This window comes from Psychrobacter sp. MES7-P7E, assembly GCF_002863645.1.
Taxonomy (GTDB): Bacteria; Pseudomonadota; Gammaproteobacteria; order Pseudomonadales; family Moraxellaceae; genus Psychrobacter.
In genome coordinates, this window is the sequence record NZ_PJBU01000116.1 from 1 (window position 1) to 15,363 (window position 15,363).

At 42.3% G+C, this 15,363-nt stretch carries 14 protein-coding genes; 8 read left to right on the forward strand and 6 right to left on the reverse strand.

Features of this window, described 5'->3' with window-relative positions; genetic code table 11:
* The first annotated feature begins 159 nt into the window (after nt 1–159).
* Both def and CXF62_RS13695 read left to right on the forward strand, forming a co-directional pair.
* Nucleotides 160–714: a peptide deformylase gene (def, locus tag CXF62_RS13690; protein WP_057757649.1), complete on the forward strand. Its 555-nt coding sequence runs from the start codon at nt 160–162 to the stop codon at nt 712–714.
* 146 nt (nt 715–860) lie between these two features.
* Nucleotides 861–2,036, forward strand: a complete 1,176-nt coding sequence (locus CXF62_RS13695; RefSeq protein WP_102094882.1) for a type III PLP-dependent enzyme — start codon at nt 861–863, stop codon at nt 2,034–2,036.
* A 78-nt stretch (nt 2,037–2,114) separates the two neighbouring features.
* On the opposite strand, the gene CXF62_RS13700 is transcribed toward CXF62_RS13695, so the two are convergent.
* From CXF62_RS13700 to dnaJ, 3 genes are all read right to left on the reverse strand, one after another.
* On the reverse strand, nt 2,115–3,041 hold the full coding sequence (locus tag CXF62_RS13700) for a hypothetical protein (protein ID WP_102094815.1): 927 nt from the start codon (nt 3,039–3,041) through the stop codon (nt 2,115–2,117).
* A gap of 98 nt (nt 3,042–3,139) precedes the next feature.
* Entirely contained in the window at nt 3,140–3,970 is an 831-nt protein-coding gene (gene dapB, locus CXF62_RS13705; RefSeq protein WP_102094816.1) for a 4-hydroxy-tetrahydrodipicolinate reductase, read from the reverse strand.
* 172 nt (nt 3,971–4,142) lie between these two features.
* Entirely contained in the window at nt 4,143–5,279 is a 1,137-nt protein-coding gene (gene dnaJ / locus CXF62_RS13710; RefSeq protein WP_057757637.1) for a molecular chaperone DnaJ, read from the reverse strand.
* A gap of 255 nt (nt 5,280–5,534) precedes the next feature.
* Between dnaJ and CXF62_RS13715 the strand changes: the two genes are divergently transcribed.
* Nucleotides 5,535–6,353: a DUF2939 domain-containing protein gene (locus CXF62_RS13715; protein WP_228153255.1), complete on the forward strand. Its 819-nt coding sequence runs from the start codon at nt 5,535–5,537 to the stop codon at nt 6,351–6,353.
* Nucleotides 6,354–6,506: 153 nt separating this feature from the next.
* On the opposite strand, the gene CXF62_RS13720 is transcribed toward CXF62_RS13715, so the two are convergent.
* Together CXF62_RS13720 and CXF62_RS13725 are read right to left on the reverse strand one after the other, a co-directional pair.
* Complete coding sequence (locus tag CXF62_RS13720; protein WP_102094818.1) at nt 6,507–7,571, reverse strand: thioredoxin fold domain-containing protein; 1,065 nt, start codon at nt 7,569–7,571, stop codon at nt 6,507–6,509.
* Nucleotides 7,572–7,948: 377 nt separating this feature from the next.
* Nucleotides 7,949–8,653, reverse strand: a complete 705-nt coding sequence (locus CXF62_RS13725; RefSeq protein WP_102091327.1) for a pseudouridine synthase — start codon at nt 8,651–8,653, stop codon at nt 7,949–7,951.
* A gap of 196 nt (nt 8,654–8,849) precedes the next feature.
* On the opposite strand from CXF62_RS13725, the gene CXF62_RS13730 reads away from it, so the two are divergent.
* The 4 genes from CXF62_RS13730 to CXF62_RS13745 all read left to right on the forward strand — a co-directional run bounded on the left by CXF62_RS13730 (nt 8,850) and on the right by CXF62_RS13745 (nt 12,131).
* Nucleotides 8,850–9,452: a YigZ family protein gene (locus CXF62_RS13730; protein ID WP_102094819.1), complete on the forward strand. Its 603-nt coding sequence runs from the start codon at nt 8,850–8,852 to the stop codon at nt 9,450–9,452.
* Nucleotides 9,453–9,867: 415 nt separating this feature from the next.
* Nucleotides 9,868–10,965 (forward strand): YheT family hydrolase, encoded by a 1,098-nt coding sequence (locus CXF62_RS13735; RefSeq protein ID WP_102094820.1) that lies wholly within the window; start codon nt 9,868–9,870, stop codon nt 10,963–10,965.
* Between the two features lie 59 nt (nt 10,966–11,024).
* On the forward strand, nt 11,025–11,576 hold the full coding sequence (locus CXF62_RS13740; RefSeq protein ID WP_057757622.1) for an acyl-CoA thioesterase: 552 nt from the start codon (nt 11,025–11,027) through the stop codon (nt 11,574–11,576).
* A 177-nt stretch (nt 11,577–11,753) separates the two neighbouring features.
* On the forward strand, nt 11,754–12,131 hold the full coding sequence (locus CXF62_RS13745) for a DsrE family protein (protein WP_102094821.1): 378 nt from the start codon (nt 11,754–11,756) through the stop codon (nt 12,129–12,131).
* 98 nt (nt 12,132–12,229) lie between these two features.
* On the opposite strand, the gene CXF62_RS13750 is transcribed toward CXF62_RS13745, so the two are convergent.
* The gene (locus CXF62_RS13750; RefSeq protein ID WP_102094822.1) at nt 12,230–14,122 is read right to left on the reverse strand and encodes an AAA family ATPase; all 1,893 of its coding nucleotides are present in this window, start codon (nt 14,120–14,122) and stop codon (nt 12,230–12,232) included.
* Nucleotides 14,123–14,304: 182 nt separating this feature from the next.
* On the opposite strand from CXF62_RS13750, the gene CXF62_RS13755 reads away from it, so the two are divergent.
* Nucleotides 14,305–15,348 (forward strand): NAD(P)H-dependent flavin oxidoreductase, encoded by a 1,044-nt coding sequence (locus CXF62_RS13755; protein ID WP_102094823.1) that lies wholly within the window; start codon nt 14,305–14,307, stop codon nt 15,346–15,348.
* The last annotated feature ends 15 nt before the right edge of the window (nt 15,349–15,363 follow it).

A 15,363-nucleotide genomic window follows, 5' to 3' on the forward strand; every position in this document is an offset into this window, starting at 1 on the left:
ACTAAGCGAGGTTTTTTTTGTATCAATAAACATAAGCCTCTCTATTCTACAGACTTATAAAACCTGATATGAACGGGAAAGTATTGATAAGCATTACTTTTGTCCCCATTTATCTTATAATACCAACCCTATTTTGTCCCTATCATTGAGGTGAGCGTTATGGCACTACTCCCTATCTTAAGTTACCCAGATCCTCGCTTGCGTACTATCGCCAAGCCTGTCAAGGAAGTGACTGCTGAAATCAAAACCTTAATCGCAGACATGATCGAGACGATGTATGATGCTCAAGGCATTGGGCTTGCAGCCAGTCAAGTGGATCATCATATTCAGCTTATCGTTATGGATTTGTCTGAAGACAAAAGCTCTCCTAGAGTTTTTATCAATCCAAAAGTCACGCCACTGGTAGAAGAAAAGCAACCGTATGAAGAAGGCTGCTTATCTGTACCTGATGTCTATGACAAGGTCGAGCGTCCTAATAAAGTCCGTATTGAAGCGTTAGACGGTAACGGTGAGGTCATCGACGAAGTAGTCGAAGGACTGCTTGCTGTTTGTATCCAGCATGAAATGGATCACCTAAATGGCGTAATCTTCGTTGACTACTTGTCTCGTCTTAAACAGACTCGTGCTCGTGATAAAGTTCGCAAAGTTCTTAAAATACGCGAAAAGCAAGAAGCTCAATCAGCAGAAAAACAGACACAAGCCGTCAATTCTTAAAGCCCTACTCTTTATTCTTATCTTTTTTATTTCGTCTTTATCCTTCACATAGTTACGTCACAGTGAGTGTTAATATTTAGCATTCACCGTTTGGCGATAATTTTTCTAACCGATACAGTTTCCACAAAAGGTTTACTACTATGACAATGATCAAAATTGACCAATATTTTGAACCTGCCAGCTGGCAGAAATTTACCAAGGCTGCTGAAGGTCGCGAGACGCCTTTCTTGGTAGTTGACCTTAGTCGAATCGAAACCAAATACCATGAAATGGTAAGTCTTTTTCCTAATGCAAAACTGCATTATGCAATGAAAGCTAGCCCTGCGGTGGAAGTAATCAATTTACTAGCAAACCTTGGTTCTAACTTTGACTGTGCCTCTATTTATGAGCTTGATCGCGTGCTTGGTTGCGGCGTTGATCCATCTCGTATCTCGTATGGCAACACCATCAAAAAAGCTGAGCATGTTAAATATGCCTTTGAAAAAGGCATCGATCTATATGCGACTGATTCAGAAGCGGATCTAAAAAACATTGCCAAACACGCTCCAGGCTCTAAAATATTTGTTCGTATCTTGGTGCAAGGATCAGAGACAGCAGAATGGCCATTATCACGTAAGTTTGGTTGCCATCCTAATATGGCCATCGACCTACTGGTTCAAGCACGCGAGCTGGGCTTGGTGCCTTATGGTATCTCATTCCACGTTGGTAGCCAGCAAAAAGACGTCGCTGCATGGGATGATGCGTTAGCCAAAGTTAAATATATGTTTGACTGGATGAAGAACGAAGAAGGCATCAAGCTACAAATGATCAATTTGGGTGGTGGCTTCCCGACCAATTACATCAGCGAAGTTAACCCTATTAAAGTCTATGCGGAAGAGATTACCAGCTATCTGACTGACGACTATGATGATAATGAGATGCCGGAGATTATTTTAGAGCCGGGTCGTTCGTTGGTTGGTGGTTCAGGCGTTTTGGTCAGTGATGTGGTACTGATCTCTCGTAAGTCTGATACCGATTTGACTCGTTGGGTATATACCGACGTTGGTCTATTCCAAGGCTTAATCGAGACGCTAGGTGAAGCTATCAAGTACCCTGTCTATACGCCTAAGATGGAGACGTCTACCAGCGAAGGTACAGTAGTACTGGCAGGCCCAACCTGTGATTCAACTGATATTATGTATGAAGAAGCAGGTTATCAGCTACCAGAAGAGCTTGAGATTGGTGATAAAATCTACTGGCTCACTACTGGTGCTTATACCAATTCGTACTCATCGGTAGAGTTCAATGGTTTCCCACCGCTAGAAGTGGTTTATATTGACTAGTACTTAATGCTACTCCACAAAAAAGCGCGGCACGGTTAATACCCGTATCGCGCTTTTTTGTACGTAACGATTTCATAACTAGTCAACTCGTAAGGAAATAGGCACGCTATTATTAGTATTAATAGTTCGGCTACCGTTACTGGTGCTACTGCTTGAGTTTTGTGAAGCTTGTCCAATCGTCACCCACTGTCCACGCGGCACAATAATCGTACTATTCAATCTTTGACCTCGAATAGCATTGCTAGCACTGCCAGTAGAGTTGTCAGTAGAACTCATTTGATTATAAGGTGAATTCGGCTGCACTAAGCTTTCTTCTACTTGGGATAGTTGTACTTCCACCTGTCCATTGGGCAGCAGTCTTGGTGTGACGGCAATCCCTTGTGTCGTTGGCAGTAGTATTTGCTGCTGAATCACGATCTGTGGTTTGAAATTATCGTTAGCTGAACGATGATAAGTTGAATAGTTATTAGCATTATAGGTTTGAGTCAGTGAGTAGAGCGTACCTGTGCTGATACTCGCCGCACTGCCAGATAATGTTTGTACTTGATATAGATTAGTACTCTGCTGCTGGCTGCTACGCTGACTAATAACCCCTGCACCTTGAATACCACGATTGGTAATAATGACTTGACCCTGCTGAATACTACCTTGCAGGCCACTACTATTGCCAACACGTACGGCGACCGTCAATGCCTGTGGCTGACGGTCAATCTGAGACAACAATTGCTGTACCGCCTGATAATTGCGTGCCGTCGTTCGCAGTACCAATTTATCTTGATAGGTAGTCACCGTACCACCGTCTGCGCTACTATTTAATTGCTGCCTTACTGCAGGTAGTAGGCTAGCCCCGCCATAAGTATGGATAACATAGGTTTGAGCAGTACTAGCTTGTACGGTTACTGGTAGAACCGCTAGACTCAGTGCAAAAGCTGATAGGCTGGCAAGGTTGATTGTACAAATAGCACTAATCAGTTTATGTCTAATATAACGTTTGATACTATTCATACCTGCCCCCTTGCTGCTATTAAGTCATCGAGCCATCAGTTATAACTTTGTAGTCAATCATTAACCATTAACCATTAACCATTAACTATAAATAGTCGTTAGTCACTTAATCCAAGCACGTCCTGCATGTTGTACTGACCTACTTCCTGCTCAACAACCCAAGTTGCGGCACGTACGGCGCCAGCGGCAAATGTCATGCGCGCACGCGCACGATGGGTAATCTCGACCACTTCGCCATCTGCGATAAACATCACAGTATGGTCGCCTACGATTTCGCCACCACGTACAGCGTGGATACCAATTGTCCCAGATTCGCGCTCGCCAGTTTGTCCTTCGCGGCCATAGATAGCGACGTCTTTTAGGTTTTGTCCACGAGCTTCTGCGACGGCTTCAGCCATCATATATGCGGTACCAGAAGGTGCATCGATTTTGTGCTTATGATGTGCTTCGATGATCTCTACATCAGCATCATTACCAAACGCTTTGGCAGCCATACCGAGTAGCTTCAATGATAAATTAACGCCTGTCGAATAGTTACCCGCATATACGATAGTGATTTTCTCACTTGCTTTTGCCAGTACTTGTTCTTGCTGTTCATTGAATCCTGTGGTACCGATGACCATAGCAACATTATGCTCAGCACAAACTTGCATGTTTTTTTCAGTGGCGTCAGGCAAGCTAAAATCAATCAGCACATCGATATCACTAATCACAGCGGCTAAGTCATCAACGATTTGTACACTTAAATGACCGATAGCAGCAACTTCGCCGGCATCAGCACCGACTAGGCTAGAGCCTTGACGCTCAATCGCTGCTTTTAATGCAGTTTGTGGATTGTTTTGTACTGCCTCAATAAGCATACGACCCATACGCCCGCCTGCACCGATTACCCCAACGTTGATAGATTTATTATTTACTTGTTCGCTCATGTTTTTACCTTAGATGTTTTATATTTGGTGAAATTATTTTTGACCATATTTATCGTAAGTTTAGCAAATATCATCACATGAATGGCTTTTTATACCATCAATAAAAAGCCCAAAGGTTTCATGTGAAACCTTTGGGCTTAGTTTAATACTAGCTACTTAGTTAGACTGTTTCTTAATCGAATAAATCGCCGATTTTTTTGAAGAACGACTTTTTATGTGGCGACTGTTGATGCTTGCTGTCGTCATCCAACGTGTCCTGGAATTGGCGTAGCAAGTCTTTTTGCTCACGAGTCAGATTCACTGGCGTTTCGATAACCACACGGCAAATCAAGTCACCTTTCATAGTAGTTCGGACTGGCGTCACACCTTTGCCGCGTACACGCAGTAACTTACCGCTTTGCGTACCTTCTGCCACTTTGATTTTTACTTTGCCATCTAAGGTTGGGATTTCGACTTCTTTACCCAATGCTGCATCAGTGATGCTTACTGGCACATCCATATATAGGTCAGCGCCTTGGCGGGTAAATACATTGTGCTGTTTGACGCGTACTTCGACATATAGATCGCCATTTTGTACGCCAGCGCCGCCCGCTTCGCCTTCGCCTGCTAGACGAACGCGATCACCGTCATCGACGCCTGCAGGGATAGAGACTTCTAACGTGCGTGATTTGTCTTTTACGCCGTTGCCATGACAGTCTGAACAAGGGTTTTTGATCTGTTTACCAGTACCGCCGCAATGAGGACAAGCTTGCTGTACCGCAAAGAAACCTTGCTGCATACGTACTTGACCTTGGCCATGACAAGTCTGACAGGTAACCACATCGGAAGCATTTTTTGCCCCTTTACCATCACAGGTATCACAAGGCGCAGGAGCCGTGAAACTGATTTCTTTTTTGCAGCCACGTACAGCTTCTTCTAATGTCAGCTCAATCACATAACGCAAGTCAGAGCCGCGACGCGAACGCCCACCGCCGCCGCCACGTTGCTGACCGAAGATATCACCGAAGTTACCAAAGATATCGCCAAAGATATCTTGGAAGTTGCCGCCACCTGCGCCGCCGAAGCCGCCGCCACCCATGCCGTTTTCAAAGGCTGCATGGCCCATACGGTCGTAGGCTGAACGTTTCTCTTCGTCGCTCAATACTTCATAAGCCATTGAAGCTTCTTTGAATTTGTCTTCCGAATCAGGATCATCAGAGTTGCGATCTGGATGGTATTTCATGGCAAGCTTACGGTAGGCTCGCTTAATTTCTTTGCTGTCAGCGGTCTTGCTGACACCTAATATTTCATAAAAATCGCGCTTACTCATGCTCTCTCCTATCGTCTTTACAGCCACACCGGTTCGTCAAATCATCAGCTCAATTGATAGTTGTCTTAATCTTATTCGTGGTTCTTAGCTAATAGATATATATAACGTTTCACATGAAACACAATAATTCACCATGCTATAGAACCATAATGCTTAGACTTAACCAACAAATACGGTGTAGGCTGCTTAGCCAAATCAATTATAAAAAGTTTGCGCTATTTATGGAGATGGTCTGCTGATTTATCAAGCTCTTAAATGATGAAATTAGCAGTTGGCATCGCTGCGGCAAAAGCCAAACGATTCATTAAGGTTACTGCAAAGCTTTTCGTACCTGAGCGGTGCCCAGTCGTGCTAATATTTACCGTCACATCTACGGTCATTTATACTCATAGTGATGACGATTGCGACAAGGTATTAAGTCTTATGAAAAAGCTGGTTATTCTATTAATCATCATTGCGATAGCAGTATATGCAGGCTCGCCTTACTACAGCGCTTATCAGCTCAAAAACGCTTATGACGATAAAGACGGTGCCACTATCGCAGCGGCTATTGATTACGAGCAAGTGCGACCAAGCGTCCAAAATCAGCTAACCAGCCAGTTTGCGACGACAATGACTAAGTATCCATTAATTTCTGAATTGGGCGGTGAGCCGTTGACCGAAGCCGCGAATGGTTTTATCGCGCAGGCGGTTGAAGGTGCTATCACGCCGCAGAATATCGAAAAAGTGATTAATACCCAAGGTCAAGCCAATACAGCAACCAAAGAGCTAGCCGCAGCATGGGCCATCGCTAGCGATCAAGTCGACTTGAAAAACCTAATTCAGAGCTTAATCATTCAGCGCGGTGATGTCGATGCCGTGGTCAAAAGCCAAATGCAGCAAGTCATGAAAAAACAAGCGGCAGAACTTGAGCAGCAAGTCGCCCAAGGCAATGACAGTGAAAAGCCAACGCTGAGCTACTGCGGTATCAATTGTTTTAGTATTAGTGGTCAGGTAAAAGGCTATCCTCTTACTATCGAGATGCAGCGTGAAGGGCTTATCAATTGGAAAATTGTTGATATCGTCTTACCATAAATTATTTAATACAGCTTTTGAGATGCAAAAACTTCTGAATAGAACCCAAAAAGACCGCCTTATGAACTGATTCATAAGGCGGTCTTTTTACGTTGTTTAGCAGTCAAATATCTTAATTTTTTAAACTAAAAAACACTTAACCATACCAGTCGATTATTCAACGCCCAAGAATTCTAGAAATTCTGGACTCTCAAAACTCGCCTGATATAGCACGCCATCTTCACGATAGATTGCAGGCGTCGCCATTACCGCGAGTCCAGCTGCTTTTTCACGATTGGGTGTTACATGGTCAACCGTACAACTTGCTGATGCAGGTGTCATTTCACCTGTCAGCATTGCCTTGTCAAATGCCTGACGACGACTGTCTTCATCCGCTTGGCACCAGATACCACGCATCTGCTTTGGTGACGCCTCATATATCGGATAGCCGATAACATTGACTGTCACGCCTTTTGCATTGAGCGAGGGGACTTGCTGATGTAATCGGCGACAATAAGGGCAGTTCACATCATCAGCTACATAGATAACAGCTCTCTCAGTAGTGGTTGCTGGATAAGTAATCAGTTGGCCTTTGTCCAATGACGCAAACACAGACTGGTTTTTACGTTTTTCAAAGTTCTCATCGAGGCCGATAAATTGACCATTTTCGATGACTGATATTTCACCATCGGTAATATACTGCGTATCGTCCGATAGTAAAAACGGCATGCCTTCTAGCGTTGCTCCCCAGATAACACCCGGTACTGCGGTATAAAAGAATGGCGTTTTAGCACTCATATTCTTAAGCGCAGCCATATTTGCTAGCATAGACGATTTGACTGAGGCACTGACAGGTTCGCCTACCTGTGCACTTGTGCTACGTACTGGTGTTTCGGTGATAACTTGCTTACTTGGATTCTTCTGTAGCTCACCTTGAATGACGTAGCAACCATCTTCGGTGATGTGCAGCGGCAACTGGCCAGCCAAATTCACTTGATACATATTGGGCAGTTTGGATGGCACAATAGAAGTAATCTGTGTTTTGATGCCTGCTTGAGTCAGTACTTGGCGCAATCGCTTATCGACAGTCGCACTCACTGCCTGAGCTACTTGCGAATTTGTAGTGCTTTGCGTTACGTTATTACTGTTGGCATCCGCTGAACTTGGCTGAGCGCAAGCAGTGGTTGCTAATAGTATGACGCTGATTAGGCTAGCGGACTTTAATACAGGTAATGTCACAGAGAGATTCCTATCTGGTTTTTAATAATGACGATTTTCGATATTAAGACCAATTCCAAAGCTATTACTAACTCAAAGGTAGCAATACATTTTCTGATTAGTCAGATTTTTAGAGTTGGTTTCAGGGTTGTCTGTCATAAAAATATAGATAAAAAAGACTGTAGTATATGGGATAGTTTTGCAAAACACTAAATGGCTAATGTCGCAAAACTGCTACTTAGCTTTAAGAGATAGGCAACACAGCCAGATAGTAGACATAAACTTAATATAGCAGACCGCAAAAAGCAGCACACTGGGTAGCGGCTGCTAATGGGTTTAAAACGATAATTTCAAGATAAGTATCAATGCCAAAGCTTAATAATCTCAGTGCTCATTTATTAAAACTTGGCAACTTCTTCTGGCGTTAAGAAACGACTGTCGCCTTTTTCTAGGCCTTCTAGATTGATATGACCGATACTGGCGCGGTGCAGCTCAGTTACTCTATTACCGAAGTAACCCATCATCCGTTTGACCTGATGGTATTTGCCCTGCTCTAATGTTAGGCGTGCATGTTTTTCATCAATGAACTCAAGAATAGCAGGCTTGGTTGGCTCATAATCACCCTCAAGCAAGATGCCTTCCGCCACTTTCTTCACGGCTTTCTCTTGTGCATCACTATCCATTGCATCTGCCAAAGTCAGCTCGTACACCTTTGCATGCTCGTGCTTAGGACTGGTGACACGGTGCAGCCAGCCGCCATCATCACTCATCAGTAACGCACCAGTAGTATCAACATCGAGACGTCCAGCGATACGCAGACTACCCAATTCTGGTACAGCAATCAGTTCGGTGACAATTGGATACTCTTTAACTTTTAGCGTGCACTCGAAGCCTTCAGGCTTATACAACAAGATATAGCGATTACCCGCAGCGACCGATAATGGCTCGCCTGCCCACATCACATCATCATTGACGACATCGACATGTAAGCCAGGATCTTTAACAACTTGATCGTTTACGGTGATTTCGCCGGCGTGCATGATCTTCTTTGACTCTTTGCGCGACAGCTCAGTGGCTTTACTAATGAATTTATCTAAACGCATACTATTTACTACCATCGGTTTTATTATACCAGCCCTAAATCAGAAACTAACGACGCCAGCACTCAGCCGTGAGCGGCTCGTTATCTTCGATGGTTAGAAATGGTACTATAATGAAAAATTAAATGAACACTGTGCTCAATACAAAGCCAGTGAAAGTCAGACCAGTTTAACATATCCAACCTAAGCCTGATGAAATATGAGCTATCAAACGCTAAAACGTGCCGTTACCACGAGACTCGAAATTAAAAAATCTGAGTTTATTGCTTATGCCTATCCGGTGACCTCTCGCGAGCAAGCAATGTTTCACGTGGAACAACTTCGCGAGCAATATGCCGATGCACGGCATTTTTGTTGGGCATACATCATCGGTGATCCAGATAATACCACTAGTGCTGGTTTCGATGATGATGGCGAGCCAAGTGGTACGGCAGGCAGGCCAATATTAAATGTCCTTCAGCATAAGTCGATCGGCAATGTGATTATCGTCGTGGTGCGTTACTTCGGTGGTATCAAATTAGGTGCTGGCGGTCTTACCCGTGCTTATGCAGGCTCTGCTCAAGCGGCCGTCGATGAAATGATATTAAACCCTTATGTACCGATGACCCAGATTCAGATACTGGCAGAATTTGCGACTGAAGCGCAATGCCGCTATATGATAGAGAGCCTTGGCGGTCATATCGACGATGTCGCCTATAGCAAACAAGTGACTTTAACCGCTACACTTGCTGAAGCAGATGTTGAAAGTCTAAAAGCCCGCTTAGCAATGGATGGTCGAGTATTGGATAAATCAGAAGACTAAAAAATTCTGACTAACTACTTATCGGCCGTTTTAGATAGTTCTTTTTTCAGTATATTTATTCGTTAAATTGTTTCAGGAGCTGTTGTTCGGTAAATTATTTTTAGCACCTACTTTTCAGTAGCTGTTTTCAGTAGCTGTTTTCAGTAGCTGTTTTCAGTAGCTGTTTTCAGTAGCTGTTTTCAGTAGCTGTTTTCAGTAGCTGTTTTCAGTAGCTGTTTTCAGTAGCTGTTTTCAGTAGCTAATTTTCAGTAGCTGTTTTCAGTAGCTGTTTTCAGTAGCTAATTTTCAGTAGCTGTTTTCAGTAATTATGCGTTCACTGAAAATTATTGGTTTTCACAGGTACTGGCGTTATGATAAAAAACCCTTATCACACTACTCTATTTGTTTTTCCACGATTATTAAATAAGACCAATATATGCCAACTTCAACCAAACCTTTTTCTCCAGCACCTTTTAAGCCACCATTTTGGCTGACCAATCCCCATCTGCAAAGCATCTTACCCAAGTTTTTTGCGCCGAAGGCACCCACCTACCGCCGCGTGGTCGAAAAAGACTCATTGGACGAGAGTGATATTGCCTATGACTTCTATGATGCGCACCCTATAGAAGCATCAAAAGATGGCGAGCTTGAGCAAACCCCATTGATTGTCCTCTTCCACGGCATGGAAGGCAGTAGTGACAGTCATTATGCGCGCGCACTGGCGTACCAAATGCACGCGCAAGGCTGGCATTTTGTAGTGGCGCATTTTCGCAGTTGCGGTGGTATTCCTGCTAGTGGCACAGTTTTTTATAATGCCGGCGATACGGACGAGGTGCATCATGCGCTACAGAATTTGCGTGAGCAGTATGCCAATATCTATGCCGTTGGTGTCTCATTAGGAGGCAATGCACTGGCCAAATACATGGGCGAATATGAGGACAAAGTCCTATGTAAAGGTGCCGTTGTTATCTCCGCGCCAGTCGATATGTCCTCAGCTGCCATTACTATGCACAGCTTTTTGAGTCATCGTATCTATACGCCTTATCTGCTAAACCCAATTATCAAAAAAGCATTGGCAAACGATCTCACGCAGGATGAAATCAACTCTATCAAAGCTGCCAATCGTATCAGTGATTTCGATGACATCTTTACTGCGCCGCGTCACGGATATCGCTCCAAAAACGACTATTACCATACTGCATCCGCCATGCCATATTTGCGCAACGTCACTCACCCTCTGCTATTAATCAGTGCAAAAGACGACCCTTTTATTGGCTTCACTGCTACCCCAAACGATGTCTCTGAGGCTGTCACTATCTTAGATACTGAGCACGGTGGACACATCGGTTATTTGCGTTATCGCTCAGACAACGGTCAGTCCAAAAGCAAATCATCTGTCCCCAATGATAAAGAGTCCAAGACTTCAAAATTCGATATTAACTGGATACCTGAAACTGTCAGCGCTTATTTTAATTGGATTGGTGTGGCTTCTACTAGAGAGTCTTCTCAGGATATGGGCTCTGACAATAAATAATCACTGTCATCAATGACAAAATAATAACGCCAACGTTTATAACCTTTTGAGAGTGTTTTATGTACCCATTTATCCGTTATGCTAGCACCATTGCTCATGCTGCTCTAAAAGCAAAAAAGGGCGATACACTGACGTTTAAGGACACCAGTGAGATTCAGTTCCGCTGCCGCTTATCCGATATAGATAATTTTTTGGAGATGAATAACGGCCGCGTATTTACGCTTTATGATTTGGGTCGTATGGACTTTGCGGTACGGACTGGGCTTGGCAAGCAGTTGTTAAAACAACGTTGGGGTTTGGTCATCGCTGGCAGCACTATTCAATACCGTAAGCGTATTCGCGCCTTTCAAAAAGTCACGCTCAAAACCAAAATCGTCGGCATCGACGCGCGCTGGCTATATATTGAGCAATCAATGTGGGTCAAAGGACAGCCCTGCTCATCTGGTCTACTGCGTACCGGTGTGACCAAAGGTGGCAGAGTGATTGACACGGCACAAGTATTGGCTGCACTTGGCCAATCTGACTGGGATCTACCGCCAACGGGTTACGTGGCTGAGTGGATCAAAAGTGATGCTGATCGACCGTGGCCGCCTGTCGATACAGCTGACTAACTTAACTTTATAAGCTAGAAATCCATTACTTTTAACTTATTTAACAGATAGTACAAGCAAGCAACCTTATAGCTACTATTTCATAACAACTCATTATATAAATACATATAATAAATGTTAGGATAGTAGTGAGTACATACTCAGACAAAACAAATATAGTCTTATAAGGAGAATAATATGGCTAATACAACAGATTATGTCGGTACGTTATTTGATAATAGCGAATCGAACCCAAGCAAAATTACTTTAGCATTTACCATGGCAGGCGTGGCACTGAAAAAAGGTCATTCTGCTACTGTGATATTAATAGTGGATGCCGTACATCTGGCAAAACCAAACGCGCTAGACAATGTAGATATCGGCGATCCGTTTGAGCCAGCTGGTAAGTTACTAGAAGCCTTTATCGAAAAAGGTGGGCAAGTATTGGTCTGCGGCGCTTGTATGAAACACAACGGTGTAGAAGAGTCAGATATCGACAAGCGCTTTGAAGTGATTAGTGGTGATGATGTGGTTGAGCTACTGATGAATGCGAAAGGGTCATTGCAGTTGAATTAAAATATAAGCAAAATCAGTTAATAAAGTTATAAGAATGGGTCAGTTTTCTTAAATACCTTAAAAAGGGTTATCAGTTTGAACTGGTAACCCTTTTTGATTTACCCTGCTGTTAACTCACTAGGCAAATGTTTTAGTAAATGCTGATGGCTATCACGATTGAACTGTAGGTAATTAAGAGCTTTTTCTTGAAAGTTGCCTATGTTGAAGTTTCTATTAGCTATAGTTTTTAAGCCTTTATCATTAATCACAAATAATGCTCTATCATAATCTTGACTATCTATAATATCTTGTAATTCAATTTCTCGAGTATCATGCCACTTGTCGATATTGATATTATCCGTAAAATGGGAATAATGATTTTTGACTTCGTCTCGTGTATTCCCTTTAGAAACATGAGAGCTTTTAAAATAGTAATTTATTTTGGCAGATATATAGTTTGCGACTTGTAGCTCTTTAGTATTAGACAGCTTTTCTATTACGGCTCTTTTTATAGTAGAAACCACATCTCCATTACACATCATCTGCCTACTAAAATCTCTTAGAAAGCCTTCGTCAAATAGTAAGTTTTCAACTTCTGACACGTTCAATGAAAACACGTTTTGAGCTTGTAGACTTAATAGCCTATCAGGATCATGGTGATCTGAATCGATCAAGCCGAATGACTCTGCTGTCTTGTTAGGTAGCTCGTTAAACGCTTTTGTATAATTGATAACATCGAAGCATGTTTTAACTGGCGTAATAGTGAAGTTCGGTAATAAAATATTATAAATTTTCTCATCGATTTTACCACTTTCGCTTTCACAAAATAGAATACGTTTACGGCTACCTAAGAGTTTCAAAAGTAAGGCTTCAGGAAGCTCATTACTTGGTATGTTTTCTATCTCCCATTTATCAGGATGATTGAAAGATTTTATCCATACTTTTTTAGCAGTGTTTCGGCTGGTAGCAAACTCTAAATCATGAGTAAGATAGACAAATATACAATCCTCTCGCTCTGTTTCTAGGATATCCCACAGCTTACTTAGAAGTGTTTTATGGAGATATATTTCTGGTTCATCAACAATAATAAAACCATCCTGAGGTGCTTGTAGTACATGTGCTATATAGTATAAAACAACTTTTTCACCATCACTCATTTGATATGCAGGATAACTATCTTCAGAAGTTAAAGCCTTCAAATTAATATTAATACCATCAGAGCACTCTAAAACTCTATGCTCAATAAGTGAATTCCAAATTTCTATAGCTTTAATTAGCTTAGATTCTGGCACACTACAATTTTCTCCGTTCCTCACAGACTGAACATATTTGTTATTTAAAGTATTATTTTCTGATAATAGATTATTTAATAGAACTTTAAACTCATTTTTGATTACATCAGTTTCTGGAGAATAGTTAGAATCTGAAACTGACTTGAATCTAGTAGATTTTTCATGAGACTGTGACTCTTGTAAGTCTTTTGTAGTGTCAATCGGGTTAGTAACATTCTTAAAAACAGGAATGATTAGCAATTTTTGAGCCGAAATTGTCATTGCGGACTTTGGTAAGTACTCTTTTAATTTTGCTGATAAAGTAGATTTACCGCTACCATTTGCACCTATTGCTACGATATTATTATGGAAAAAGTTGAACTTGCTAAATAGTTCTAGGTTGAAATTTGCTATCTTTAAAGCGTTGTTAAGTTTATTCAGTACATCAAAGTAGTGATCCTTAATAAAAGGTTTCTGTTCTTCTTTAACATCTTTTGTACTTATACTTAGCTCCGGTTTAAAAGCATCTATAATTCTCAAGCTATCATCAACAACTTGGTTTCTGTAATTTATTTTTGACGAAAATATTTCAGTTTTCAGACTTTTCAACCTTGCAAAATATTGCTCAGCTTGTTCAAACAGTGGAGAATCTGCATTACAATATAAAGCTAACTCTTTATTTTCTAAGACTTTCGTATGAGAAGCATCGAATACTTTAGTTAGTGCATCATCATAAGACATTTTGAACTCCTAGATTTTATATACAAACACTTTAACAGCTTCAATAAAACATTAGGATAGTTTTTCAAATGCAAAAACCCACCCCTCCTATTTCCTAACTAAATAAACACTATCTCACATACTCTGTACTCAGCTCTGTTAAAGTAAGTCATGCAAACACCCTACTAAAAAGGCAGCCAGTCATGAGCTTACTTGATACTCTGAATTTAACCTACCCTGTCGTCCAAGCACCCATGGCAGGAGCAACCACACCTGAGCTGGCAGCGAGGGTGAGTAATTTTGGTGGGCTGGGCTCATTAGGGTCTGGCATGACTGCGCCAAATGTTTTGACCAGCCAAATTGATACCATTAAATCGCTCACCGACCGTCCGTTTATGGTCAATCTCATGGTATTGTCTGAGCAAGAATCTACGACCTTTGATACCGAAATCCCCACTTGGCTGAGTGAGTACTATCAAGACAATAATATCGAATTTACACTACCTGAACGCCCCGCGCAGAGCTTCGCAGAGCAGCTACAAGTGCTCTATGACAACCCTGTGCCTGTTGCCAGTTTTACCTTTGGCATTATCAGTGCTGAGCAAGCTCAGCGTCTGCAAAGTTTCGGCACACGCGTCATCGGTACCGCTAATCATCCATTAGAAGCAAAAGCATGGGCAGATATTGGCGCAGATGCGGTATGTGTACAAGGGGTCGAAGCGGGTGGACATCGCGGTGGTTGGTTACCACAAAGTGAAAGCGATCCATTGGGATTATTGACTTTGATTGGCCAAACCCGCGCCTGTACTGATATTCCTTTGATTGCAGCAGGTGGCATTATGACAGGACAGGATATCAAAGCAGTACAAGCGGCAGGTGCTGAGCTTGCACAAATGGGAACGGCGTTCTTGACCACCGACCAATGCGGTATCAATAATATTTATAAACAAGCCTTACTCGATGCCAGTCACAGCAGGCGCAGCTCAGAAACGCGCTTAACTCGATTGTTTTCAGGTAAGCTCGCTCGTGGTTTATTAAACGATTATCTGCGTGATTTTGCTCAATTTGAAAGCGCTGATGAGCTACCGCCCTACCCACAATTAAATGCCATGTCCAAATCTATGCGAGCTCATGCCTCTAAAAATATGGATGCAGAACATCAATCTTTATGGGCAGGACAAGGGGTAACTTTGGTCAAACAAGAAAGCACGCTTGAACTGCTTGAGCGACTGGTAAAAACGTTATAGGCTTAAATATTTTTA

Excerpts from the sequence above, each read along its gene's own strand:
- def (WP_057757649.1), top strand. The coding sequence starts at position 160 with ATGGCACTACTCCCTATCTTAAGTTACCCAGATCCTCGCTTGCGTACT.
- CXF62_RS13725 (WP_102091327.1), bottom strand. The coding sequence starts at position 8,653 with ATGCGTTTAGATAAATTCATTAGTAAAGCCACTGAGCTGTCGCGCAAA.
- CXF62_RS13755 (WP_102094823.1), top strand. The coding sequence starts at position 14,305 with ATGAGCTTACTTGATACTCTGAATTTAACCTACCCTGTCGTCCAAGCA.
- CXF62_RS13740 (WP_057757622.1), top strand. The coding sequence starts at position 11,025 with ATGTACCCATTTATCCGTTATGCTAGCACCATTGCTCATGCTGCTCTA.
- dnaJ (WP_057757637.1), bottom strand. The coding sequence starts at position 5,279 with ATGAGTAAGCGCGATTTTTATGAAATATTAGGTGTCAGCAAGACCGCT.
- dapB (WP_102094816.1), bottom strand. The coding sequence starts at position 3,970 with ATGAGCGAACAAGTAAATAATAAATCTATCAACGTTGGGGTAATCGGT.
- CXF62_RS13735 (WP_102094820.1), top strand. The coding sequence starts at position 9,868 with ATGCCAACTTCAACCAAACCTTTTTCTCCAGCACCTTTTAAGCCACCA.
- CXF62_RS13745 (WP_102094821.1), top strand. The coding sequence starts at position 11,754 with ATGGCTAATACAACAGATTATGTCGGTACGTTATTTGATAATAGCGAA.
- CXF62_RS13695 (WP_102094882.1), top strand. The coding sequence starts at position 861 with ATGATCAAAATTGACCAATATTTTGAACCTGCCAGCTGGCAGAAATTT.
- CXF62_RS13700 (WP_102094815.1), bottom strand. The coding sequence starts at position 3,041 with ATGAATAGTATCAAACGTTATATTAGACATAAACTGATTAGTGCTATT.
- CXF62_RS13750 (WP_102094822.1), bottom strand. The coding sequence starts at position 14,122 with ATGTCTTATGATGATGCACTAACTAAAGTATTCGATGCTTCTCATACG.
- CXF62_RS13715 (WP_228153255.1), top strand. The coding sequence starts at position 5,535 with ATGATGAAATTAGCAGTTGGCATCGCTGCGGCAAAAGCCAAACGATTC.
- CXF62_RS13730 (WP_102094819.1), top strand. The coding sequence starts at position 8,850 with ATGAGCTATCAAACGCTAAAACGTGCCGTTACCACGAGACTCGAAATT.